Here is an 18,090-nt window from a genome sequence, read left to right as displayed (position 1 = left end):
GTTTGGTAAATTCAGATATAAGATCGCGGCGCAGTCGCCGCCGCCAAGCGCTATAGCTCTCGCACACCTGGATATTCTGGAGCAGAGCAGCCAGTCGATGGCTCAGTGATTCTTGGCGCTTGGTGTGCTACGGTGTGAGCAGAAATTGATCAAGCTTCCTGGGGTACCCATACCATGAACCACAAGCTGAACGCCTATGGTGTATCCATAGTGGACAGGCCTAAAATTAAAGCCACCAAGAAGCTCGACTTGAGTGGTGACCAAGGTAAGCAGATAGTTTACTCAGAAACTGAACTCGTTCTTGCAACTCACAAGAAGACTTTTAAGAAGCTGGCTGATATGTAATGGAGTTGATCTTCTTTCCATTTGAGCGTGTGATTGAGATCAATACTCGGATCTTGACTACCGAACCTGGTATGACGGGGGCGGTAAATATCCCCGTCCTGCAAGGTGCTTTGGCTCGAATAGACAACGCAATCGTCTATGATGGCCTCGACGATGTGTTTGAAATTGCGGCCAAATATACTTCCAGTATCGCGCGAGGCCATGCACTGCCTGACGCTAACAAGCGCACTGGGCTTGCGGTCGGCCTTGAGTACCTTTCGCTCAATGATTATGAAATCACCCTGGATAACGATCTTGTGGCGGATGCAGTCAGAGACTTGGTAATTGGCCTGATCAGCGAACATGATTTTGCTGATATTCTATATTCCTGTTTCATTGCTACACGGAACTAGCCGTATTAGGCAGGCCTCTTAGCCTCACGCATTTGAGCAGTCTGAGTCGTAATAAGGTTTCGGCAGTTTATAGATGGTTCAGTGCGGGCGTTTCAGGGCCCCTCGCCCAGCAGAGCCGGGCGAGGGGCCAGTCAGACCATGCGCTCAGTAGACTGGCCTGAAGCAATCAAGGCTTTTTCACCCTCGAGCTAGCGCTTTGATTGCTTGACTGAACTGCAGCCCGCCTCAGCGCGGGCTTTTTCTGCAAGCTCGCAAGCCCCCTCCCTCAGGCCACCGGCACCCGCGGCCAATCAAACCGCTCAAGCTTACCCCCCGTACTGCGCTGGCGGTTTACCGGGTCTTCCAGCATCGAGTGGGGGAACACTGACGGTATCCGGCTTACCTCATCGAGTTGCGCCAAGTGCTCGGCGCTCAGCCGCACGTCGGCCGCTGCCAGGTTGCTGTGCAGTTGCGCCACGCTGCGCGGGCCGATGATCGGCAGCGCGCCCTGGGCTGCGACCCAGGCGATCGCTACCTCACCAGGGGTGACCCCCAAGCCTTGGGCGATGCTGATGACCGTGTCGAGAATGGCCGTGCGCTGGGCCGAGTTCTCGGCCTGGAACACCTTGCCGCCAAAGCCTTCGGCGCGGCCTTTTTCGCCTTGGCGGTATTTGCCGGTGAGCATCCCGCCGCCCAGCGGCGACCACGCCACCACACCCAACCCCAGTGCCTGGCCGGCCGGTAGCAGTTCCTGCTCGGTGCTGCGTTGCACCAGGCTGTGCTCAACCTGCAACCCCGCCAGCGGCAGGCTGCCGCGCAACTCGGCGAGGGTGGCGGCGCGGGCCACGCGCCAGGCGGGGAAGTCCGACAGCCCGGCGTAGAGGATCTTGCCCGCGCGGGCAAGGTCGTCGAAGCCGCGCATGATTTCTTCCATCGGTGTCACGCCGTCGGCGTAGTGCACCCAGTAGAGGTCGATGTGGTCGGTGTTCAGCCGCTTCAGGCTGGCCTCTACCGACGCGGCCATGGCCTTGCGGCTGTTGCCGGTGACGAGGATGCCGTCCTGCGGGTTGGCGCGCTGGGTGTACTTGGTGGCGAGCACGAACTCGTCGCGGCGGCCCTTGAGCAGCTCGCCGAGGATCTCTTCGGCCTGGCCGAACTGGTAGCTGTCGGCGGCATCGATGAAGTTGCCGCCGGCCTCGGCGTAGGCATTGAAGATGCGCCCGGCTTCTTCGGGCTCGGCGCCGTGGCCCCAGCGCGTGCCGAAGTTGCCGGCGCCGAGCACCAGTTCCGACACGCGCAGGCCGGTGTGTTTGCCAAACAGGGTGTAGCGCATGGTGAGCCTCCAGGTTTTGGTTGTGATCACAATGTTAATGACATTAGTGGTGGTCGCCACTAAAATCAACCCGACTATTTTTGGAGCCAGCCATGCGGGTATCGAAGGAAAAGGCCGCGCAGAACCGTGACGCGCTGTTGCAGGCGGCCAGCCAGTTGTTTCGTGAACACGGTATCGACGGCGTAGGGGTGGCAGACATCGCCCGCGCGGCCGGGCTGACCCACGGCGCCTTGTACGCGCACTTTCCCTCCAAGGAGGCGCTGGCCGCCGCTGCGCTGGGCGAAGGCTTGAAGCAAGGCCAGGCGGCGATGCAACAGGCGGTGGGGGATGCGCCGAGCCTGGCCGGTTACCTGGATTTTCTGTTCTCCCCGCGCATGCGTGACAGCCTTGGCGGCGGCTGTGCGTTGGCCGCCTCGGCCAGCGAGATCGGCCGCCAGGGCGAGGCGGTGTGCGCGCGCTTCACCCAAGGCTTTCTGGGCATGGCCGGGGCACTGGAGGCCACCCTCAACCCGGCCCTGCCGGCCGCCGAGCGGCAGCGCCTGAGCTACGCCGTGGTGGCCGCGCAGATCGGCGCCATCGCCGCGGCGCGGGGGGTGGCGAAAACCGACCCGGCGTTGGCCGATGCCATTCTTGGCGCGGTGCGCGGGTTGTTCGAGGCTAACCCCGCGGTGTGATTGTTACCTGATGTGTAGAGGTGTTAATCATTCTCGCCTCGGTCTATATCCTTGCGCGCCTAGCCAATGCCCGCAGGGGGAGCCATGGCCGTTACGCGGCGCCAGATGATCATCGCCACCGCCGGCCTCGGCGCCGCCGCCGCGGGTGGCGTGCTCGGCCGGCGCTGGTTCGCCGGCGCCGGCCCGGGGTTCGACCACGAGCTGGTGGCCGCGCCGCAGGCCGTCGAACTGGTCCCCGGGTTCAGCACCCCGGCCTGGGCCTACGGTGCCAGTGCCCCAGGCACCGAGTTGCGGGTGCGCCAAGGCGATTGGCTGCGGGTGCGCTTCCATAATCGCCTGCCGGTGGCCAGTACCGTGCACTGGCACGGCATCCGCCTGCCACTGGAGATGGACGGCGTGCCCTACGTGTCGCAGATGCCGGTGCTGCCGGGCGAGTACTTCGACTACCGCTTCCGCGTACCGGATGCCGGCAGCTATTGGTACCACCCCCACGTCAGCAGCGCCGAGCAACTGGGCCGTGGGCTGGTGGCGCCGCTGATCGTCGAGGAGCGCGCGCCCACCGGGTTCGCCCATGAACGCACGGTCTGCCTGAAGAACTGGCATGTCGACGAGCAGGGCGCCTTCCTGCCGTTCAGCATCGCCCGCGAGGCTGCGCGCAATGGCACCCTCGGCCGCCTGAGCAGCATCAACGGCGTGCCGCTGGGCAGCATCGACCTGCCCGCCGGTGAAATCACCCGGGTGCGCCTGCTCAACCTCGACAACACCGCCACCTACCGCATCAACCTCAAGGGTGACTTCGAGGCGCGCATCTATGCCATCGATGGCAACCCGGTCAGCCCCAGGCCGCTCACCGAGGAGTATTGGCTGGGCCCCGGCATGCGCCTGTGCCTGGCGCTGCGCGCCCCCGCCGCGGGGCAGGTGCTGGCGCTGCGCGATGGCCCAGTGCGGCTGGGCAGCTTCCGCGCGGTGGCCGGCACTGGCGCCGGCCACGCCTGGCCACCGGCGCTGCCGCCCAACCCGCTGCCCGAGCCGGACCTCGCCAACGCCGAAACCCTGGCCTTCAACTTCGAATGGGCCGGCAAGCTGTCGGTCGGCACCGCCCAGGGCAAGGCGCCGAGCCTGTGGCAGGTGAACGGCGTGGCCTGGGACATCGACGACAAAACCTGCGCCGAGCGCCCCATCGCCCGCCTCAAGCAAGGCAACAGTTACATTCTCGAGCTGCGCAACCTGACCCAGTACCAGCACCCCATTCACCTGCACGGCATGAGCTTCAAGGTGTTGAGGTCGAACAAGCGCGCGATCGAGCCGTACTTCACCGACACCTACCTGCTCGGGCGAAACGAGCGTGCCCAAGTGGCGCTGGTAGCGGATAATCCCGGCACGTGGATGTTCCACTGCCATGTGATCGATCACATGGAAACCGGCCTGATGGCCGCCATAGAGGTTTCCTGATGCGCCAACCGTTCATCGTCGACCGCAGCCGCGATCATGAATTCATGCAACATGCCCTGGCCTTGGCCGAGCAGGGGGCCAGCGTGGGCGAGGTGCCGGTGGGGGCGGTGGTGGTGCAGGGCGGCGCGGTGATCGGCCAGGGCTTCAACTGCCCGATCACCACCCATGACCCCAGCGCCCATGCCGAGATGGTCGCCATCCGCGCCGCGGCCCAGGCGCTGGGCAATTACCGCCTGCCAGGTACCACCCTGTACGTCACCCTCGAGCCTTGCAGCATGTGCGCCGGGCTGATCGTGCATTCGCGCATCGCCCGGGTGGTGTTTGGCGCCAGCGAGCCCAAGGCTGGCGTGGCGCACAGTCAGGGGCGGTTTTTTGACCAGATGTTCCTCAACCATCGGCCGATGCTGGAGGGCGGGGTGCTGGCCGAGGCGTGCGGGCAGGTGTTGAGCGCATTCTTCAAGCAGCGCCGCGGCGCGGGGGCCTGAGCCGCCGCGCCTACAGCACCCGCTTCAGGCCACGCTGGCGTAGCGCAACGAATAACGCGTCAAGGGTATCGAAGCGCCGGCCGCTGATCTGCGACCACTGCGGGCGTTGCAGGGTGTACTGCGTGCCATAGCGCTCCACCGGGGTGTACACCAGCTCGCCGGTGCGATCACGATGGATGAGCTGGAGCTGGCTGCCGTCGTCGACCAGCACGAATTGCCCGGGCTGGGTGAGTTTTTCAGCGGGTGGCACTGCCAGCAGGCGGCTACTGCGTTCATCGGCGAAGGGCGCGCGAAACCGCAGGTCGCTTTTGAGCAGCACCCCTGGCTCTTCGCCGTGCAGCACGATGCCGCCTGGGTCCGCGCTGAAGCCCCCCGCGGTACCTGGTGGAACATCCTCGGCGCGTAGGCTGATCACCCCTTCGAGGTCGGCCAAGCCGGGCACTTCCAGGTAAACGTCGGTGTGGCTGTTGCCGACCAGCGCAATCCACTTGCCCACTGGTGGCTCACTGCTGATCACCTGATGCGCGTAGTAATTCATCAACCGCTGGCGCAGGGTGTCGTTGTTGTTGAACGGGTCGATCCTGACCTTGTAGCTGGCCCCGCAGTCCAGGGCGCGCACGTGGATACCGTTCTTCTGCGCCGCCTTGACGACGTTGGCGAAGGTATAGCGGCCGGTAGGGTCGGTGTTCTGGCCGGTGTCCAGCACCTTCAGGTAGCGCTCTAGCCGTTCTGGCATCTCGCCGGAGCTGTGGAACAGGTCGAGGTCTGCCTGGTGCGCATCGCTGAGCAGGTGCTCCATGAACAACGTATCCACCCCCTCCTTGGCCATGCGCTCCATCTGTTCGATCAACAGCTGCTTGGGTGCCCGCGCCCAATGCGCTTCGCCGATGACCAAGCCGCGGCTGCGAGCGAAGATGGCGCGGAGCACCTGTTTGGGCGGTGTTTGCGCCGCAAGCTCGGGGACTTCGGGGTGGCTCTGCGGCTGCACATCTTTGAAGAATGCCTCAGCATCGGCGGTCAAACGGGTTTGCGCGTCGCTGAAGGCGGTGGCGATGTCCGAACTGTTTTCCAGGTCCAGGATGTAGCCCTCCAGGCGCCTGTCCCCCGGTTTGGTCATGATGTCGGCCAGCTCGGTTTCGTACTCGGCGGGCAGGTCGTAAGGTTGCGCCACCCGCGGCACCAGTGCCGCCGGCCGGCGCTGGCGTACCCAGGGCAGCAGGCGGTCGAGCTTGCCCCCGCCGTTCAGGCCCGGGCGCGGTACCACCTCCCACTCGCCATCGCCAACCGGGCGCAGGGGCACGCTGCGGTGGAACGAGAAGGGGTTTTCCGGGTCGACCACCACCCAGGTAGTCAGCTCCGGGGCATAGCGCACCGCGTAGGCCCTGCCCGCCACGCTGGCGTAGGTCTGGCCATCGGGCAGGGCGTAGATCCCTTGGCTGACGCCTTCGGTCCCGGCGCTGTAGGCATCGAGCAGTACATTGGTCTCGAACGGCACCAGGGCTTCAGGGGTGTCGAGGTAAATGGGCCCTTCGGGCAGTGCGTCAATGCCGGGCAGCACGGTGGGTTCGGCATCCGCGGGGGGCTCGCTGGCTTCGGGCTCCGGTGGCTTGGCCAGTTCACCCTCCAGCGTGCCTTCCGCGGCAGTGCTGCCGGCCCAGGCACCCCACAAGTAAAGGCCGTTGAACAGCACATCGATGCCGGCGGTGATCGCGCCGATCACCGCCGCCTTGCGTTCGCCGTGAGTCGGCGCGTGCACCGCCTGGTCGATGTTCAGGCCCATGCTGGCCAAGCCCGCGCCGACCACCGCCAGTGAGACCGGCCAGTCCACCGCGGCCATCGGGCCGAACACCTGGTTGAAGGCGCCAAGGTAACCGAGCCAGATTTTCTCCCGTTGCTCGGCGTTGCTGTGCAGGGTGGCGTTCGCGTCGGCGAGCATGCGCAGGCGGGCCTGCTCGGCCAAAGCGGCAAAGGCGTCGCCCTCCAGGCGCTGGTCAGGGTGGTGGATCAATGAACGGTCGCTGCGGCCCCAGGTGGAGTAGAGCAGGTCGATCACCGGGTTCAGGCCACTGCCACGGCCTTCGAGGTGGGTATCCAAGGCAAAGTGCAGCATGAACCGCGCCCGTGGCTCTGGGTCTTTGTTCTGCATCAGCAGCCACCAGTGCAGGGCTTCCAGCGAGCTGTACTTCTGGATGGCGTTCACCTCGCCGGGCATCCATACAAAGTGCTCGCCGTTGGCCGTTTCGGCGCAGAGGATGTCGGTGGAAACGTATTCGCCCACTTGCAGCAGGTACACCCGCGCGTCGGCGGCGGCGCTGTGGGTTTCTTCGAGCACCGGCAGGGTCAGGGGCGCGCTGGCGCCGCCGGCCAGGGCGTTGAACAGCCACTGTGCATCGGCGTCGCTCAAGGCCAGGGCCTGGCGTTCCTCAAGCACTTCGCCCATGAAGTGCGCCTTGGCCAGCAGCCGGTAGTCGTCGCGGTGGTCTTCCCAGAACACCGTGGCATAGCGCAAAAAGTCGGTTTTGAAGTCGATCTTCCACAGCCAGGCCAGCAACACGCTCGGCAACAGTGGCACCTCGTTGCTGCTGTCGTAACGCTCGGCGGTGGGGCCGACGGTATAAAAGCCGGTGCTGACGTCCAGCTCGTCGGTGGCGTCCTGGGCGTTGCTGTTGAAGCGCTGCATGATCAACTCCACCAGCGTCAGCGACTCGGCCGGGGGTTGGTAGTGCACCCAGCCGCTGAAGGCCTGGGGGTCGCTGACCTGGTCATTGAAGCGGTGCCAGTACACCTGTTCCGGCGCATGGCTGGCGAGGTTGTGCTGGGCGAGAAAATCAACGGCCAGCGCCCGCACCTGCTCGCGCAGGTCGGGGCAGGCCTGGGCGATCAGCTTGGCCAGGTCGTGCAGGTGGCTTTGCGCGAAGGGGAGTTCAGACATGGGGTAATTCCTCGATGAAGGGGCATCGAGGATGGCCAGCGGCGGGCCGCGGCCTGCATTACACAGTTACCGCGTTTACAGCGGCGGCGAGGTTTGCGCCGGTTTGGTTTTGTCCACGCCCGGTACGTGCAGGTTGCCGTCGACCACCTGGTTGCCTTCGCCCTGGGGTTGGGTCACCCAGGTGAGGATGTCGTAGTAACGGCGGATGTTCGCCACGAAATGCACGGTTTCGCCGCCGCGGGCGTAGCCGTAGCGGGTTTTGCTGTACCACTTCTTCTGTGACAGGCGCGGCAGCATTTTTTTGACGTCGAGCCATTTGTTCGGGTCAAGCCCTTCGTCCTGGGCGAGCTTGCGCGCGTCTTCGAGGTGGGCGGTGCCGACGTTGTAGGCGGCCAGGGCGAACCAGGTGCGGTCGGGTTCCTTGATGCTGTCGTCGAGCTGGTCGACCATCGAAGCGAAATACTTGGCGCCGCCCATGATGCTCTGGCGAGGGTCGAGGCGGTTGGCCACGCCCATGGCCTGGGCGGTGTTCTGGGTCAGCATCATCAACCCGCGCACGCCGGTCTTGGAGGTGACCGTGGCCTGCCACATCGACTCCTGGTAGCCGATGGCGGCCAGCATGCGCCAGTCGACCTTCTCCTGGCGGGCGTAGTTCTGGAAGTGCTTCTCGAACTTGGGCAGGCGCTCTTGCAGGTGCTGGGCGAAGGTGTAGGCGCCGACGTAGCCGAGTACGTCCACATGCCCGTAGTAGCGTTCCTTCAGCCGTTGCAGGGTGCCGTTCTTGCGGGATTGATCGATGAACGCGTCGATTTCGTTGAGCAGGCTGTTGTCTTCGCCCGGGCCCACGGCCCAGCGCTGGTCGCGGGCATCGCCCAGGTCGAAGGCCACCCGCGCGTTGGGGAAGTACACCTGGTTCATCGCCACTTCGTTGGAGTCGACCAGGGTGTAGTCGATCTGGCCCTCGTCGACCATGCGCAGCAGGTCGACCACCTCGACCTGGTCGGATTCTTCATACTCGATGCCGGGGAACTGCTGCTTGAGCGCGGCCAGTTGTTCGGCGTGGCTGCTGCCCTTGAGCACCATGATCTTCTTGCCCACGAGGTCTTTCGGCTCGGTCGGGCGCTGCTGGCCGTTGCGGTAGATCACCTGGGGGGTGACTTCCAGGTACGGGTGGGAGAAGCGCACTTCGTGCTGGCGCTGCTGGCTGCTGACCAGCCCCGCCGCCGCCAGCACCGGCCCGCCGGGCTTGCCCAGTTGGCTGAAGAGGTCGTCGAGGTTGTCGGCGGTCTGGATTTCCAGCTTGACGCCGAGTTCGTCGGCGAAACGCTTGACCAGTTCGTATTCGAAGCCGGTTTCGCCGTTGCGGTCCTGGAAGTAGGTGGCCGGGCTGTTGCGGGTAATCACGCGCAGCACGCCGTCCTCCTTGATGCGCTCTAGCGTGCTGGGTTTGTCGACGCAGCCGTTGAGCGCCAGCAGGAGACCGATCACGAACAGCCACCCGAGGTGGCGCAGGCGTAGGGCAGTCTGGGCGAACATGCGCGCCAGTATACTGAAAGCGCCTGCGCCACCATATATCGACAGCTTAAGATAACTCTGATACGCCTCGGCCCGTGAACCAGCCGTCATCGCTTGCGTGGGACGGGTGCCCTGCGCCGGTGGTTTAGGCTAGAATGCACGGCCTCTATGCACACCCCCTTCCGAGGCTGTTCCGAAGATGCTGATCCTGCGCGGCGCTCCTGCCCTTTCTGCCTTTCGCCACGGTAAATTACTCGAGCAATTGCGCCAGAAAGTTCCCGCTGTCACTGGCCTTTACGCTGAGTTCGCTCACTTTGCCGAAGTGGCCGGGGAGCTGGCCGAAAACCAGCTGGGCGTGCTCGCCCGCCTGCTCAAGTACGGCCCCAGCGTGCCGGTGCAAGAGCCCGCCGGGCGGCTGTTCCTGGTGCTGCCACGGTTCGGCACCATCTCGCCGTGGTCGAGCAAGGCCAGCGACATCGCGCACAACTGCGGCCTGGCCGAAGTGGCCCGCCTGGAGCGCGGCGTGGCGTACTACATCGCCGGTGAGCTGAGCGACGCCGACGCCGCCCTGGTGGCCCAGGCCCTGCACGACCGCATGACCCAGGTGGTACTGCCGCGCCTCGAAGACGCCGCCGGCCTGTTCAGCCATGCCGAACCCAAGCCGCTGGCCGCGATCGACGTGCTCGGCGGTGGCCGCGCCGCCCTCGAGGCGGCCAACGCCTCGCTGGGCCTGGCCCTGGCCGAAGACGAGATCGACTACCTGGTCGCCGCCTTCCAGGGCCTGGGGCGCAACCCCCACGACATCGAACTGATGATGTTCGCCCAGGCCAACTCCGAACACTGCCGGCACAAGATCTTCAACGCCAGTTGGGACATCGACGGCCAGGCCCAGGAAAAAAGCCTGTTCGGGATGATCAAGAACACCTACCAGATGCACAGCGAAGGCGTGTTGTCGGCGTATAAAGACAACGCCTCGGTGATCGTCGGCCATGTGGCTGGCCGCTTCTACCCGAACCCGGCCACCCGCGAATACGCCGCCGTGCGTGAGCCGGTGCACATCCTGATGAAGGTCGAAACCCACAACCACCCGACCGCGATCTCGCCGTTCTCCGGCGCCTCCACCGGCTCCGGCGGTGAAATCCGCGACGAAGGCGCCACCGGCCGCGGCTCCAAGCCGAAGGCGGGGCTGACCGGTTTCACCGTGTCGAACCTGAACATCCCCGGTTTCGAGCAACCTTGGGAGCAGCCCTACGGCAAGCCCGAGCGCATCGTCACCGCGCTCGACATCATGCTCGAAGGCCCCCTGGGCGGTGCGGCGTTCAACAACGAATTCGGCCGCCCGGCGCTGACCGGTTACTTCCGCACCTTCGAGCAGGCCGTAGCGACCGCCGAGGGCAGCGAAGTGCGCGGCTACCACAAGCCGATCATGCTGGCCGGCGGCCTGGGCAACATCCGTGAAGATCACGTGCAGAAGGGCGAGATCACCGTCGGCGCCAAGCTGATCGTGCTCGGCGGCCCGGCCATGCTGATCGGGCTGGGCGGCGGCGCGGCGTCGTCGGTGGCCACCGGCGCCAGTTCGGCAGACCTCGACTTCGCCTCGGTGCAGCGCGAGAACCCCGAGATGGAACGCCGCTGCCAGGAGGTCATCGACCGCTGCTGGCAACTGGGCGAAGAAAACCCGATCGCCTTCATCCACGACGTCGGCGCTGGCGGCCTGTCCAACGCCTTCCCGGAGCTGGTCAACGACGGCGGCCGCGGTGGCCGTTTCGAGCTGCGCAACGTGCCCAACGACGAGCCGGGCATGGCGCCGCTGGAAATCTGGAGCAACGAATCCCAGGAGCGTTACGTGCTGGCGGTCGATGCCGCCAACTTCGAACGCTTCAAGGCCATTTGCGAGCGCGAGCGCTGCCCGTTCGCGGTGGTCGGCGAGGCCACCGAAGAGCGCCACCTGACGGTGAGCGACAGCCACTTCGGCAACAATCCGGTAGACATGCCGCTGGAAGTGCTGCTCGGCAAGGCGCCGCGCATGCACCGCAGCGTGCAGCGCCAGGCCGAGGTTGGCGACGATTTCGACGCCGCCACGCTGAACCTCGACGACAGCGTGCAGCGCGTGCTGCGCCACCCGGCCGTGGCCAGCAAGAGCTTCCTGATCACCATCGGTGACCGCACCATCACCGGCCTGGTCGCCCGCGACCAGATGGTCGGCCCGTGGCAGGTCCCGGTGGCCGACTGCGCGGTGACCGCCACCAGCTTCGACGTGTACACCGGTGAAGCCATGGCACTGGGCGAGCGCACCCCGCTGGCCCTGCTCGATGCCCCGGCCTCCGGCCGCATGGCCATCGGCGAAACCCTGACCAACCTGGCCGCCGCGCCGATCGCCAAGCTGTCCGACATCAAGCTGTCGGCCAACTGGATGGCCGCCGCCGGCCACCCGGGTGAAGACGCCCGCCTGTACGACACGGTCAAGGCGGTGGGCATGGAGCTGTGCCCGGCGCTGGGCCTGACCATCCCGGTGGGCAAAGACTCGATGTCGATGAAAACCCGCTGGAACGACGATGGCGTGGACAAGAGCGTGACCTCGCCGATGTCGCTGATCGTCAGCGGCTTCGCCCCGGTCAGCGACGTGCGCGGCGTGCTCACCCCGCAACTGCGCATGGACAAAGGCGAAACCGACCTCATCCTGATCGACCTGGGCCGTGGCAAGAACCGCATGGGCGCCTCGATCCTCGCCCAGGTGCACGGCAAGATCGGCCAGCAGGCGCCGGACGTCGACGACGCCGAAGACCTCGCCGCGTTCTTCGCGGTGGTCCAGGGCCTGAGCCGCGACGGCCACCTGCTGGCTTACCACGACCGCTCCGACGGCGGCTTGCTGGTGACCGCGCTGGAAATGGCCTTCGCCGGCCATTGCGGCCTCGACCTGCGCCTCGACACCCTGGCCCAGAGCGAAGCAGAACTGGCCGCGGTGCTGTTCAACGAAGAGCTGGGCGCGGTGATCCAGGTGCGCCAGGGCGCCACCGAGCTGGTGCTGGCGCAGTTCAGCGCCGCCGGCCTGGGCGAAGACTGCGTGACCGTGGTGGGCCAGCCGGTGAACAACGGCCACGTGGCCATTCATTTTGGCGACAAACCGGTGTTCACCGGCGAGCGCCGCCTGCTGCAACGCCAGTGGGCCGAGACCAGCTACCGCATCCAGCGCCTGCGCGACAACGCCCAGTGCGCCGACCAGGAATTCGACACGCTGCTCGAAGAAGACAACCCGGGCCTGAGCGCCAAGCTGGGCTTCGACGTCAACGACAACATCGCCGCGCCGTACATCAAGAAAGGCGAGCGCCCGCAAGTGGCGATCCTGCGCGAGCAGGGCGTGAACGGCCAGGTCGAGATGGCGGCCGCGTTCGACCGCGCCGGTTTTGCCGCGGTCGACGTGCACATGAGCGACATCCTCAGTGGCCGCGTCAGCCTCGAGGCCTTCAAGGGCCTGGTGGCCTGCGGTGGCTTCTCCTACGGCGACGTGCTCGGCGCCGGCGAGGGCTGGGCCAAGTCGGCCTTGTTCAACAGCCGTGCCCGTGATGCCTTCCAGGGCTTCTTCGAGCGCAGCGACAGCTTCACCCTGGGTGTGTGCAACGGTTGCCAGATGATGTCCAACCTGCACGAGTTGATCCCGGGCAGCGACTTCTGGCCGCACTTCGTGCGCAACCGCTCCGAGCAGTTCGAGGCGCGGGTGGCAATGGTCCAGGTGCAGGAGTCGAACTCGATCTTCCTGCAGGGCATGGCCGGTTCGCGCATGCCGATCGCCATCGCCCACGGCGAAGGCCATGCCGAGTTCGCCAACGACGAAGCGCTGGTGGCGGCGGATGTGTCGGGCTGCGTGGCGCTGCGGTTTGTTGATAACCACGGCAAGGTCACCGAAACCTACCCGGCCAACCCTAACGGTTCGCCGCGCGGGATCACCGGCCTGACCAGCCTCGACGGCCGCGTGACCATCATGATGCCGCACCCGGAGCGGGTGTTCCGCGCCGTGCAGAACTCCTGGCAGCCAGACGAGTGGCATGAAGACGGCGCCTGGATGCGCATGTTCCGTAACGCGCGGGTGTGGGTGAACTAAGTGTTCAAACTGTGCTTCTTCGTCCCGCCCAGCCATCTGGAAGGGGTGAAGCAAGCCGTGTTTGCCGCGGGCGGCGGCAGGGTCGGCGGCTACGACCACTGCTGCTGGCAGGTGCAGGGCCTGGGGCAATTTCGCCCCTTGCCCGGCAGCCAGCCGTTCATCGGCACCACCGGTGAGGTGGAGCAGGTGGCCGAATGGCGCGTGGAACTGGTGGTGGCCGACGAGTTGATCGCGGCCACCGTGCAGGCGCTACTGGCCAGCCACCCGTATGAAACCCCCGCCTATGAGGCGTGGCGGCTGGCGGACCTCTGAGGCTTGGCCCTTCACCTCCTACAGCCGCTTCTGCTCAACCTTCGCCTCCAACTGCTGGGTTTTATCATGCCCACCGATACGCAACACCCCGGTATTGGTGTGCTGGTCGGCGATCGCCTCCGGGCTGCGCGAGGTGGTCAACTCATTGACCAGGCTGGTGGCCAGCTCAGTCGGTGAGTTCGACGCATTGATCCCCACGTCCGCCCGGTAATCCCGCCCGTTCAGGGCCTGGGTGTTCACCGCCCCTTCGCCCAGGTTCACCGCGCCTTGGCTGGCCTTCACCAATGCCCCGTTCAGTTGCGTGCTGCCTTGCACCGCCAGGTCGATGCCGTCACGCGCGCGCAGTTCGCTTTGCTGGGCCGCGGTGGTGCGGTCAGTGCGGACCACGTTCAGGGTCAGGCCTGGGCTGGTGTTAGGGTCAACCGCGCGGATGTCCTTGCCGGCTTTTGCCTGCACCTTGCCGCCCCACGGCCCGGCCACCGAGGTGACCGCGTTGAGCAGCCCCTGTGGGTTGTGCTCGCGGCTGATACGCCCATCGAGGCTCACTTCGGTGCCGCTGACGTGGTCTTGCCGAGTGCTGACGATCAGGTCGCCACCGACCTCGCCGTTGATTTGCCGCGCCTTGGCTTGCACGCCGTTGAGGTGGGTGTTGTCGGCGCTGTTCAACGCCAGGGTGTCGACATTGGCTTGGGCATTGCTGTAGGTGGTGCTGTCGAGGCTGTCGACCTTCACCCGCGCCCGTGCATGCAGGCCGGAGGTGTCGGTTGCGCTGGCGCCGGTACGCATCGTATTGGCGCTCAGCCCGGCGGTGATCTCCACATTGCCTTTATGCTCGGTGCGGGTCGCCGCTTCGACCAACACGCCGCCGTGGGGGGCGGCCAGCTCAAGGGCTTGGCCGCTGGCGGCCACCCCGGTGAGCTGCACCGCGGCCGGGCCGCTGGCGCCTGCCGTGACCTTGAACTGCTCGGCGTGCACGGCGCTGGTGTTTTCCTGGCGCAATTGCTCGTTGGTGCGGCCTACATCGATATGCCCGCCCAGGCCACCGCCGCGCGCGCCGGTGGCGCCCGCCATGCCCAACTGCAGCCCGCCACCCAGGCGCTGGCCGGTTTTTTCGCGGGTATCGACCGTGGCGCCCAGGTGGGCAGTGCCACCGGCGTTCACCTCCAGTACTTCCAGCGGCTTGGCCAGGCTACCGGCGGCCAGCCCCTGGCTGCTGAAGTCTCCCTTCACTGACACCCGCGCGCCCTTGCCGTTGAGGCTGGCAGCCACGCCCTGGCTGGCGGCCAGGGTGTGCTGGTCGATGCTGGCCGCGCCACCGCCGGCGAGGTTGCGGGCTTTGTCTGGGCCGGTGCCCACGCCCACCCAGGCAAAGCCGTCGATGGCTTGGCGGGTTTCCTGCTGGGCGTTGTTGGCCTGGGGCATCTCGACCGAGCCGCCGGCGTTGATCGAGGTGATGCCCTCGCCACTGTCGAAGGCCGTGCCTTCGTAGCGGCCGTCGGTGCCCAGTTGGATGGCGATGCCTTGTTTGCCTTCGAGCGAGGTGGGCAGGGCGGTGCTGCTGTTTTTGCTTTCTCCGAGCGAGCTGCCAGTGCCCACTGCGCGGGCGTTGACGTCCACGCTGGTGACGGTGTCGACCCGCACCGCGCCCTCGGCGTCGAGGCGTTCAACCCGTTGGCTGTGGCGGTTGTGGGCGGCGCGAGCGTCGTGGCTGCCAGCGTTGATGGCGACGGTGCCCGCGTTGGCCTTGTACGCCGTGCCTTCGTCCTTGAGGGTGTGTTCCACTTGCAGGTTCACCTGGGCGCCCTCGATGTGGCTGGCCTTGGCGGTGCTTTGGCTGTCGCTGGCCACCCGTTGAGTGTGCCCGCCGACCACGTCTACGCCCAGGCTTGGCGCGGCCATGGCTTCTTCTACGCCCTTCTGGAAGATGGTCTGGTCCTGGCCTTCGATCATTTTCTGGATCGGCCGGGTGATGAACTTGGTCTCGATGTTCAGCCCGGCGCTGCCGGCGTAGGTGTGGCGGGTGGTGGTGGTGCTTTCGGTGTCGTGCACGGCCTCGTTGTTGACCGTGGCGGCTTCCATCCGGGTTTCACCGCCGGCTTTGATCCGCGCGCCCTGGTTGTTGATTTCGCCGCGGCCGCCGCCCGCGATCAGGCGGGTGGCGCCACTGCTAGTGATCTCGGTTTGCCCGGCGCTGCCGCGTTGCCGGTCGACCACCTCACGCTTGTGTTCCCCCCAGGATTCACTGCCGCTGCGGTCCATGCCGCCGGTCACGCCGATGCCCCCACCGCTGGTGGCGGTGTCGCTACGCTCGCGGGAATGGGCGGTACTGCTGGCCAACTCGATTTTTGGCGCGTTGACCGTCACATCGCCAGCGCTGGCGTTCACCTGGCTGCTGTCCAACCGCGCGGTGCCGCTGGCTTCGATCGCCACGGCCTGGCCCTGCAGTTGGCTGGGCCGCAACGTTTCGCCCTGGCTATCGGTGGTTTTGTGGGTATGTTCCAGGCCGACCCGGGCCTGGTACTGCAGCGAGTCGGGCTTGTTGTCTTCGGCGTTCTGGGTTTGCCCGGCGCGGGCAATAAAGCCCCGCTCAGTGGTATGGGTGGTGGCGGTTTCAGTGTTCAGCGCGGCCTCGACGATCACATCGCCCTGGGCCTTGGCCTGCAGGGTGCCGCCAGCGCTCACGTCGCTGCCGGTCACGCGCAGGTCGGTGGCGGCGGCCACGGCCAGGTTGCTGGCGCTGGACACCTCGCTCTTCTGCGCCTGGCTGGCGTTACTGTTGCCGCTGCTGGATTTACCCACCAGCCCGAAGACCGAGCCGCTGCTACGCTCGTGCTCGCTTTGCTTGAGGTTATGGCTGCTTTCGATGGCCAGCGCGCCCTGCTCGCTGACCAGCGTCGCGCCTTGCTCGCCATGCACCTGGCTGCCCTCTATGCGCGCCTGGCCCACGCTGGCCTTCAGCGTGCCACCGGCCTTGATGGTGCTGCCTACCTGCAGGGTTTCCTGGCCGTTGCGGCGTTCATTGCCCTTGGTCACCAGGCCGCCGAGGTAGTCGCCGCGTACGTCCTCATACTGGCTGCCCTGCACGGTGGCCTGGCCGGTCACGGTGAGGTTGCGCGCCTCGATGGTCATGCCCTGGTCGCTGGTCACCTGGCTGCCGCGCACGGTGGTATCGCCGCCGCTGCGCAGGCTGACGGTTTGCCCCTTCACCTGGGTACCCACGTTGCGCTCGCTGGTCTTGGTGGTCACGGTTTTGCTTGACCACAGGTGTTTGCGGTGGAAGTTGTCGTCGGTCACCTCGGTGCGGTCTACCGCCGCGCCGAGGGTGAGGTCGCCACCGGCTTCCAGGCTGGCGTGGCCCTGGGCTTGCATGTCCGCGGCCTTGGCGTCGAGGTGCCTGCCGGCGCTGAGGCTGAGGTTTTGTTCGGCGGTCAGCACGCTCTGGCTGTGCTCGGTTTTTTTCGTGTCACGCCCGCCCAGGCGGCGCTCGGTGACGATGCCGAGGAATTTGCGGGTGGAGTTCTCGGTTTCGTCGTAGTCGGCGCTACTGCGCTGGCCGGGGGCGATGTTCAGGTCTCCTTCGGCGCGGCCATTGATGTTGCGCGCCCCGGCGCGGGTGTTGGTGATCTGCATGTCGCCCTGGGCGTGCAGCTCGATGTCGCCCCGAGCGGCAGATAGCCGCGTGGTGTGTGCCGTGCTGCCGATCTGCAGGTTGCCCTGGCTGCGTACCTCCAGGCCCTGGCTCGCGATGAAGTCCGCGTCGGCCATGCGCACGCCAGCGCCCGCGGCAGTGCTGATCACGCGGATGCGCCCGGCGCGCATGCCGCCGAGCAACTGGGTGTCGATGCCGTGCTCGAGCTCCCCGTCGCGGGTTTCCAGCACTTCGCCACCCAGCGCCACGCGGTTGCGCCCGCTGATCACGTTCAGCCCTTGGCCTTCAGGCACTACCAGTTGCCCCAGGGCATCCACCTTTGGTGCGATCAGGTCCAGCGCGCCGTCGCTGATCAGCCCTGCGCGGCCCACCTCCAACTGGCCATGGGCATCGAAGGTGTTCAGCCCGCTGATGCGCCCGTCGGTCAGTTCCGGCCGGCCTACCAGGAAGGCACTGTGCGGGGCGTTGATCAACTGGCCGCCATTGATCTGGATGCCATTGGGGTTGGCCAGCACATAGTTGGCGGCCTGGCCGAAAATCTCCTGCGGGCCATTGATGCGTGACAGCCCGCCGCCGACCACTTCGTTGAGGATGGTACCGGCGGCCACGCCATTGAACTGGCTGTTGCCATTCAGTGGGCCGGCCAGGGCAGACTGGCCAGCATTGAGCGAGTTGTTCAGCACCGCACCGGCTTGGCCGACGTTGTATTCACCGAACTGGTTGTGCGACAGGCCATTGACCGGCGCCACGATGTCGATCACTGGCACGCCGTTGTGGGCGTTGACCAGCGGCGTGCCGCCTGGGCCGGCCGCCGGCACGATGCCGTTGGCACCGGCCGCGGTGGGCAGCAACAGCACGGCGGCGATGGCGTAGCGCAGGGGCTCGGCTTTGCGCCGGGAAGGGAAGGGGGTGGGTTTTTTCAC

General features: G+C 66.1%; 11 protein-coding genes. 7 read left to right on the top strand and 4 right to left on the bottom strand.

Annotation, left to right across the window (positions count from 1 at the left end; translation table 11 throughout):
- Window positions 1-174 precede the first annotated feature (174 nt).
- Entirely contained in the window at window positions 175-345 is a 171-nt protein-coding gene (locus ACFZCE_RS06290; RefSeq protein ID WP_390937075.1) for an acetyltransferase, read from the top strand.
- Complete coding sequence (locus tag ACFZCE_RS06285) at window positions 345-737, top strand: type II toxin-antitoxin system death-on-curing family toxin (protein WP_390937073.1); 393 nt, start codon at window positions 345-347, stop codon at window positions 735-737. The genes ACFZCE_RS06290 and ACFZCE_RS06285 overlap by 1 nt, the downstream gene beginning before the upstream one ends.
- 265 nt (window positions 738-1,002) lie before the next feature.
- Here the strand turns inward: ACFZCE_RS06285 and ACFZCE_RS06280 are convergent, their stop codons facing one another.
- Window positions 1,003-2,049 (bottom strand): aldo/keto reductase, encoded by a 1,047-nt coding sequence (locus ACFZCE_RS06280; protein WP_390937072.1) that lies wholly within the window; start codon window positions 2,047-2,049, stop codon window positions 1,003-1,005.
- Window positions 2,050-2,141: 92 nt separating this feature from the next.
- On the opposite strand from ACFZCE_RS06280, the gene ACFZCE_RS06275 reads away from it, so the two are divergent.
- The 3 genes from ACFZCE_RS06275 (at window position 2,142) to tadA (ending at window position 4,660) form a co-directional block, all read left to right on the top strand.
- Window positions 2,142-2,723, top strand: a complete 582-nt coding sequence (locus ACFZCE_RS06275; RefSeq protein WP_390937070.1) for a TetR family transcriptional regulator — start codon at window positions 2,142-2,144, stop codon at window positions 2,721-2,723.
- Window positions 2,724-2,807: 84 nt separating this feature from the next.
- Window positions 2,808-4,175, top strand: coding sequence for a multicopper oxidase domain-containing protein (locus ACFZCE_RS06270; RefSeq protein WP_390937068.1), 1,368 nt, complete (start codon window positions 2,808-2,810; stop codon window positions 4,173-4,175).
- On the top strand, window positions 4,175-4,660 hold the full coding sequence (gene tadA, locus ACFZCE_RS06265) for a tRNA adenosine(34) deaminase TadA (protein WP_390937066.1): 486 nt from the start codon (window positions 4,175-4,177) through the stop codon (window positions 4,658-4,660). Before ACFZCE_RS06270 ends, tadA begins: the two co-directional genes overlap by 1 nt.
- Before the next feature lie 10 nt (window positions 4,661-4,670).
- On the opposite strand, the gene ACFZCE_RS06260 is transcribed toward tadA, so the two are convergent.
- Entirely contained in the window at window positions 4,671-7,592 is a 2,922-nt protein-coding gene (locus ACFZCE_RS06260; protein WP_390937064.1) for a dermonecrotic toxin domain-containing protein, read from the bottom strand.
- 75 nt (window positions 7,593-7,667) lie between these two features.
- The gene (mltF, locus tag ACFZCE_RS06255) at window positions 7,668-9,128 is read right to left on the bottom strand and encodes a membrane-bound lytic murein transglycosylase MltF (protein WP_390937062.1); all 1,461 of its coding nucleotides are present in this window, start codon (window positions 9,126-9,128) and stop codon (window positions 7,668-7,670) included.
- Window positions 9,129-9,306: 178 nt separating this feature from the next.
- Between mltF and purL the strand changes: the two genes are divergently transcribed.
- On the top strand, window positions 9,307-13,206 hold the full coding sequence (purL, locus tag ACFZCE_RS06250) for a phosphoribosylformylglycinamidine synthase (RefSeq protein ID WP_390937061.1): 3,900 nt from the start codon (window positions 9,307-9,309) through the stop codon (window positions 13,204-13,206).
- Window positions 13,207-13,518, top strand: a complete 312-nt coding sequence (locus ACFZCE_RS06245) for an NGG1p interacting factor NIF3 (RefSeq protein ID WP_390937059.1) — start codon at window positions 13,207-13,209, stop codon at window positions 13,516-13,518. It abuts the gene before it with no gap.
- 18 nt (window positions 13,519-13,536) lie between these two features.
- Here the strand turns inward: ACFZCE_RS06245 and ACFZCE_RS06240 are convergent, their stop codons facing one another.
- On the bottom strand, window positions 13,537-18,090 hold the full coding sequence (locus tag ACFZCE_RS06240; RefSeq protein ID WP_390937058.1) for a hemagglutinin repeat-containing protein: 4,554 nt from the start codon (window positions 18,088-18,090) through the stop codon (window positions 13,537-13,539).

It is taken from the genome of Pseudomonas sp. NPDC007930 (genome assembly GCF_042958985.1).
In the GTDB taxonomy this organism is placed as follows: Bacteria; Pseudomonadota; Gammaproteobacteria; order Pseudomonadales; family Pseudomonadaceae; genus Aquipseudomonas.
This window is presented reverse-complemented; position numbering and strand designations above follow the sequence as displayed.

Excerpts from the sequence above, each read along its gene's own strand:
- ACFZCE_RS06285 (WP_390937073.1), top strand. The coding sequence starts at position 345 with ATGGAGTTGATCTTCTTTCCATTTGAGCGTGTGATTGAGATCAATACT.
- ACFZCE_RS06290 (WP_390937075.1), top strand. The coding sequence starts at position 175 with ATGAACCACAAGCTGAACGCCTATGGTGTATCCATAGTGGACAGGCCT.
- ACFZCE_RS06280 (WP_390937072.1), bottom strand. The coding sequence starts at position 2,049 with ATGCGCTACACCCTGTTTGGCAAACACACCGGCCTGCGCGTGTCGGAA.
- tadA (WP_390937066.1), top strand. The coding sequence starts at position 4,175 with ATGCGCCAACCGTTCATCGTCGACCGCAGCCGCGATCATGAATTCATG.
- purL (WP_390937061.1), top strand. The coding sequence starts at position 9,307 with ATGCTGATCCTGCGCGGCGCTCCTGCCCTTTCTGCCTTTCGCCACGGT.
- ACFZCE_RS06260 (WP_390937064.1), bottom strand. The coding sequence starts at position 7,592 with ATGTCTGAACTCCCCTTCGCGCAAAGCCACCTGCACGACCTGGCCAAG.
- mltF (WP_390937062.1), bottom strand. The coding sequence starts at position 9,128 with ATGTTCGCCCAGACTGCCCTACGCCTGCGCCACCTCGGGTGGCTGTTC.
- ACFZCE_RS06270 (WP_390937068.1), top strand. The coding sequence starts at position 2,808 with ATGGCCGTTACGCGGCGCCAGATGATCATCGCCACCGCCGGCCTCGGC.
- ACFZCE_RS06275 (WP_390937070.1), top strand. The coding sequence starts at position 2,142 with ATGCGGGTATCGAAGGAAAAGGCCGCGCAGAACCGTGACGCGCTGTTG.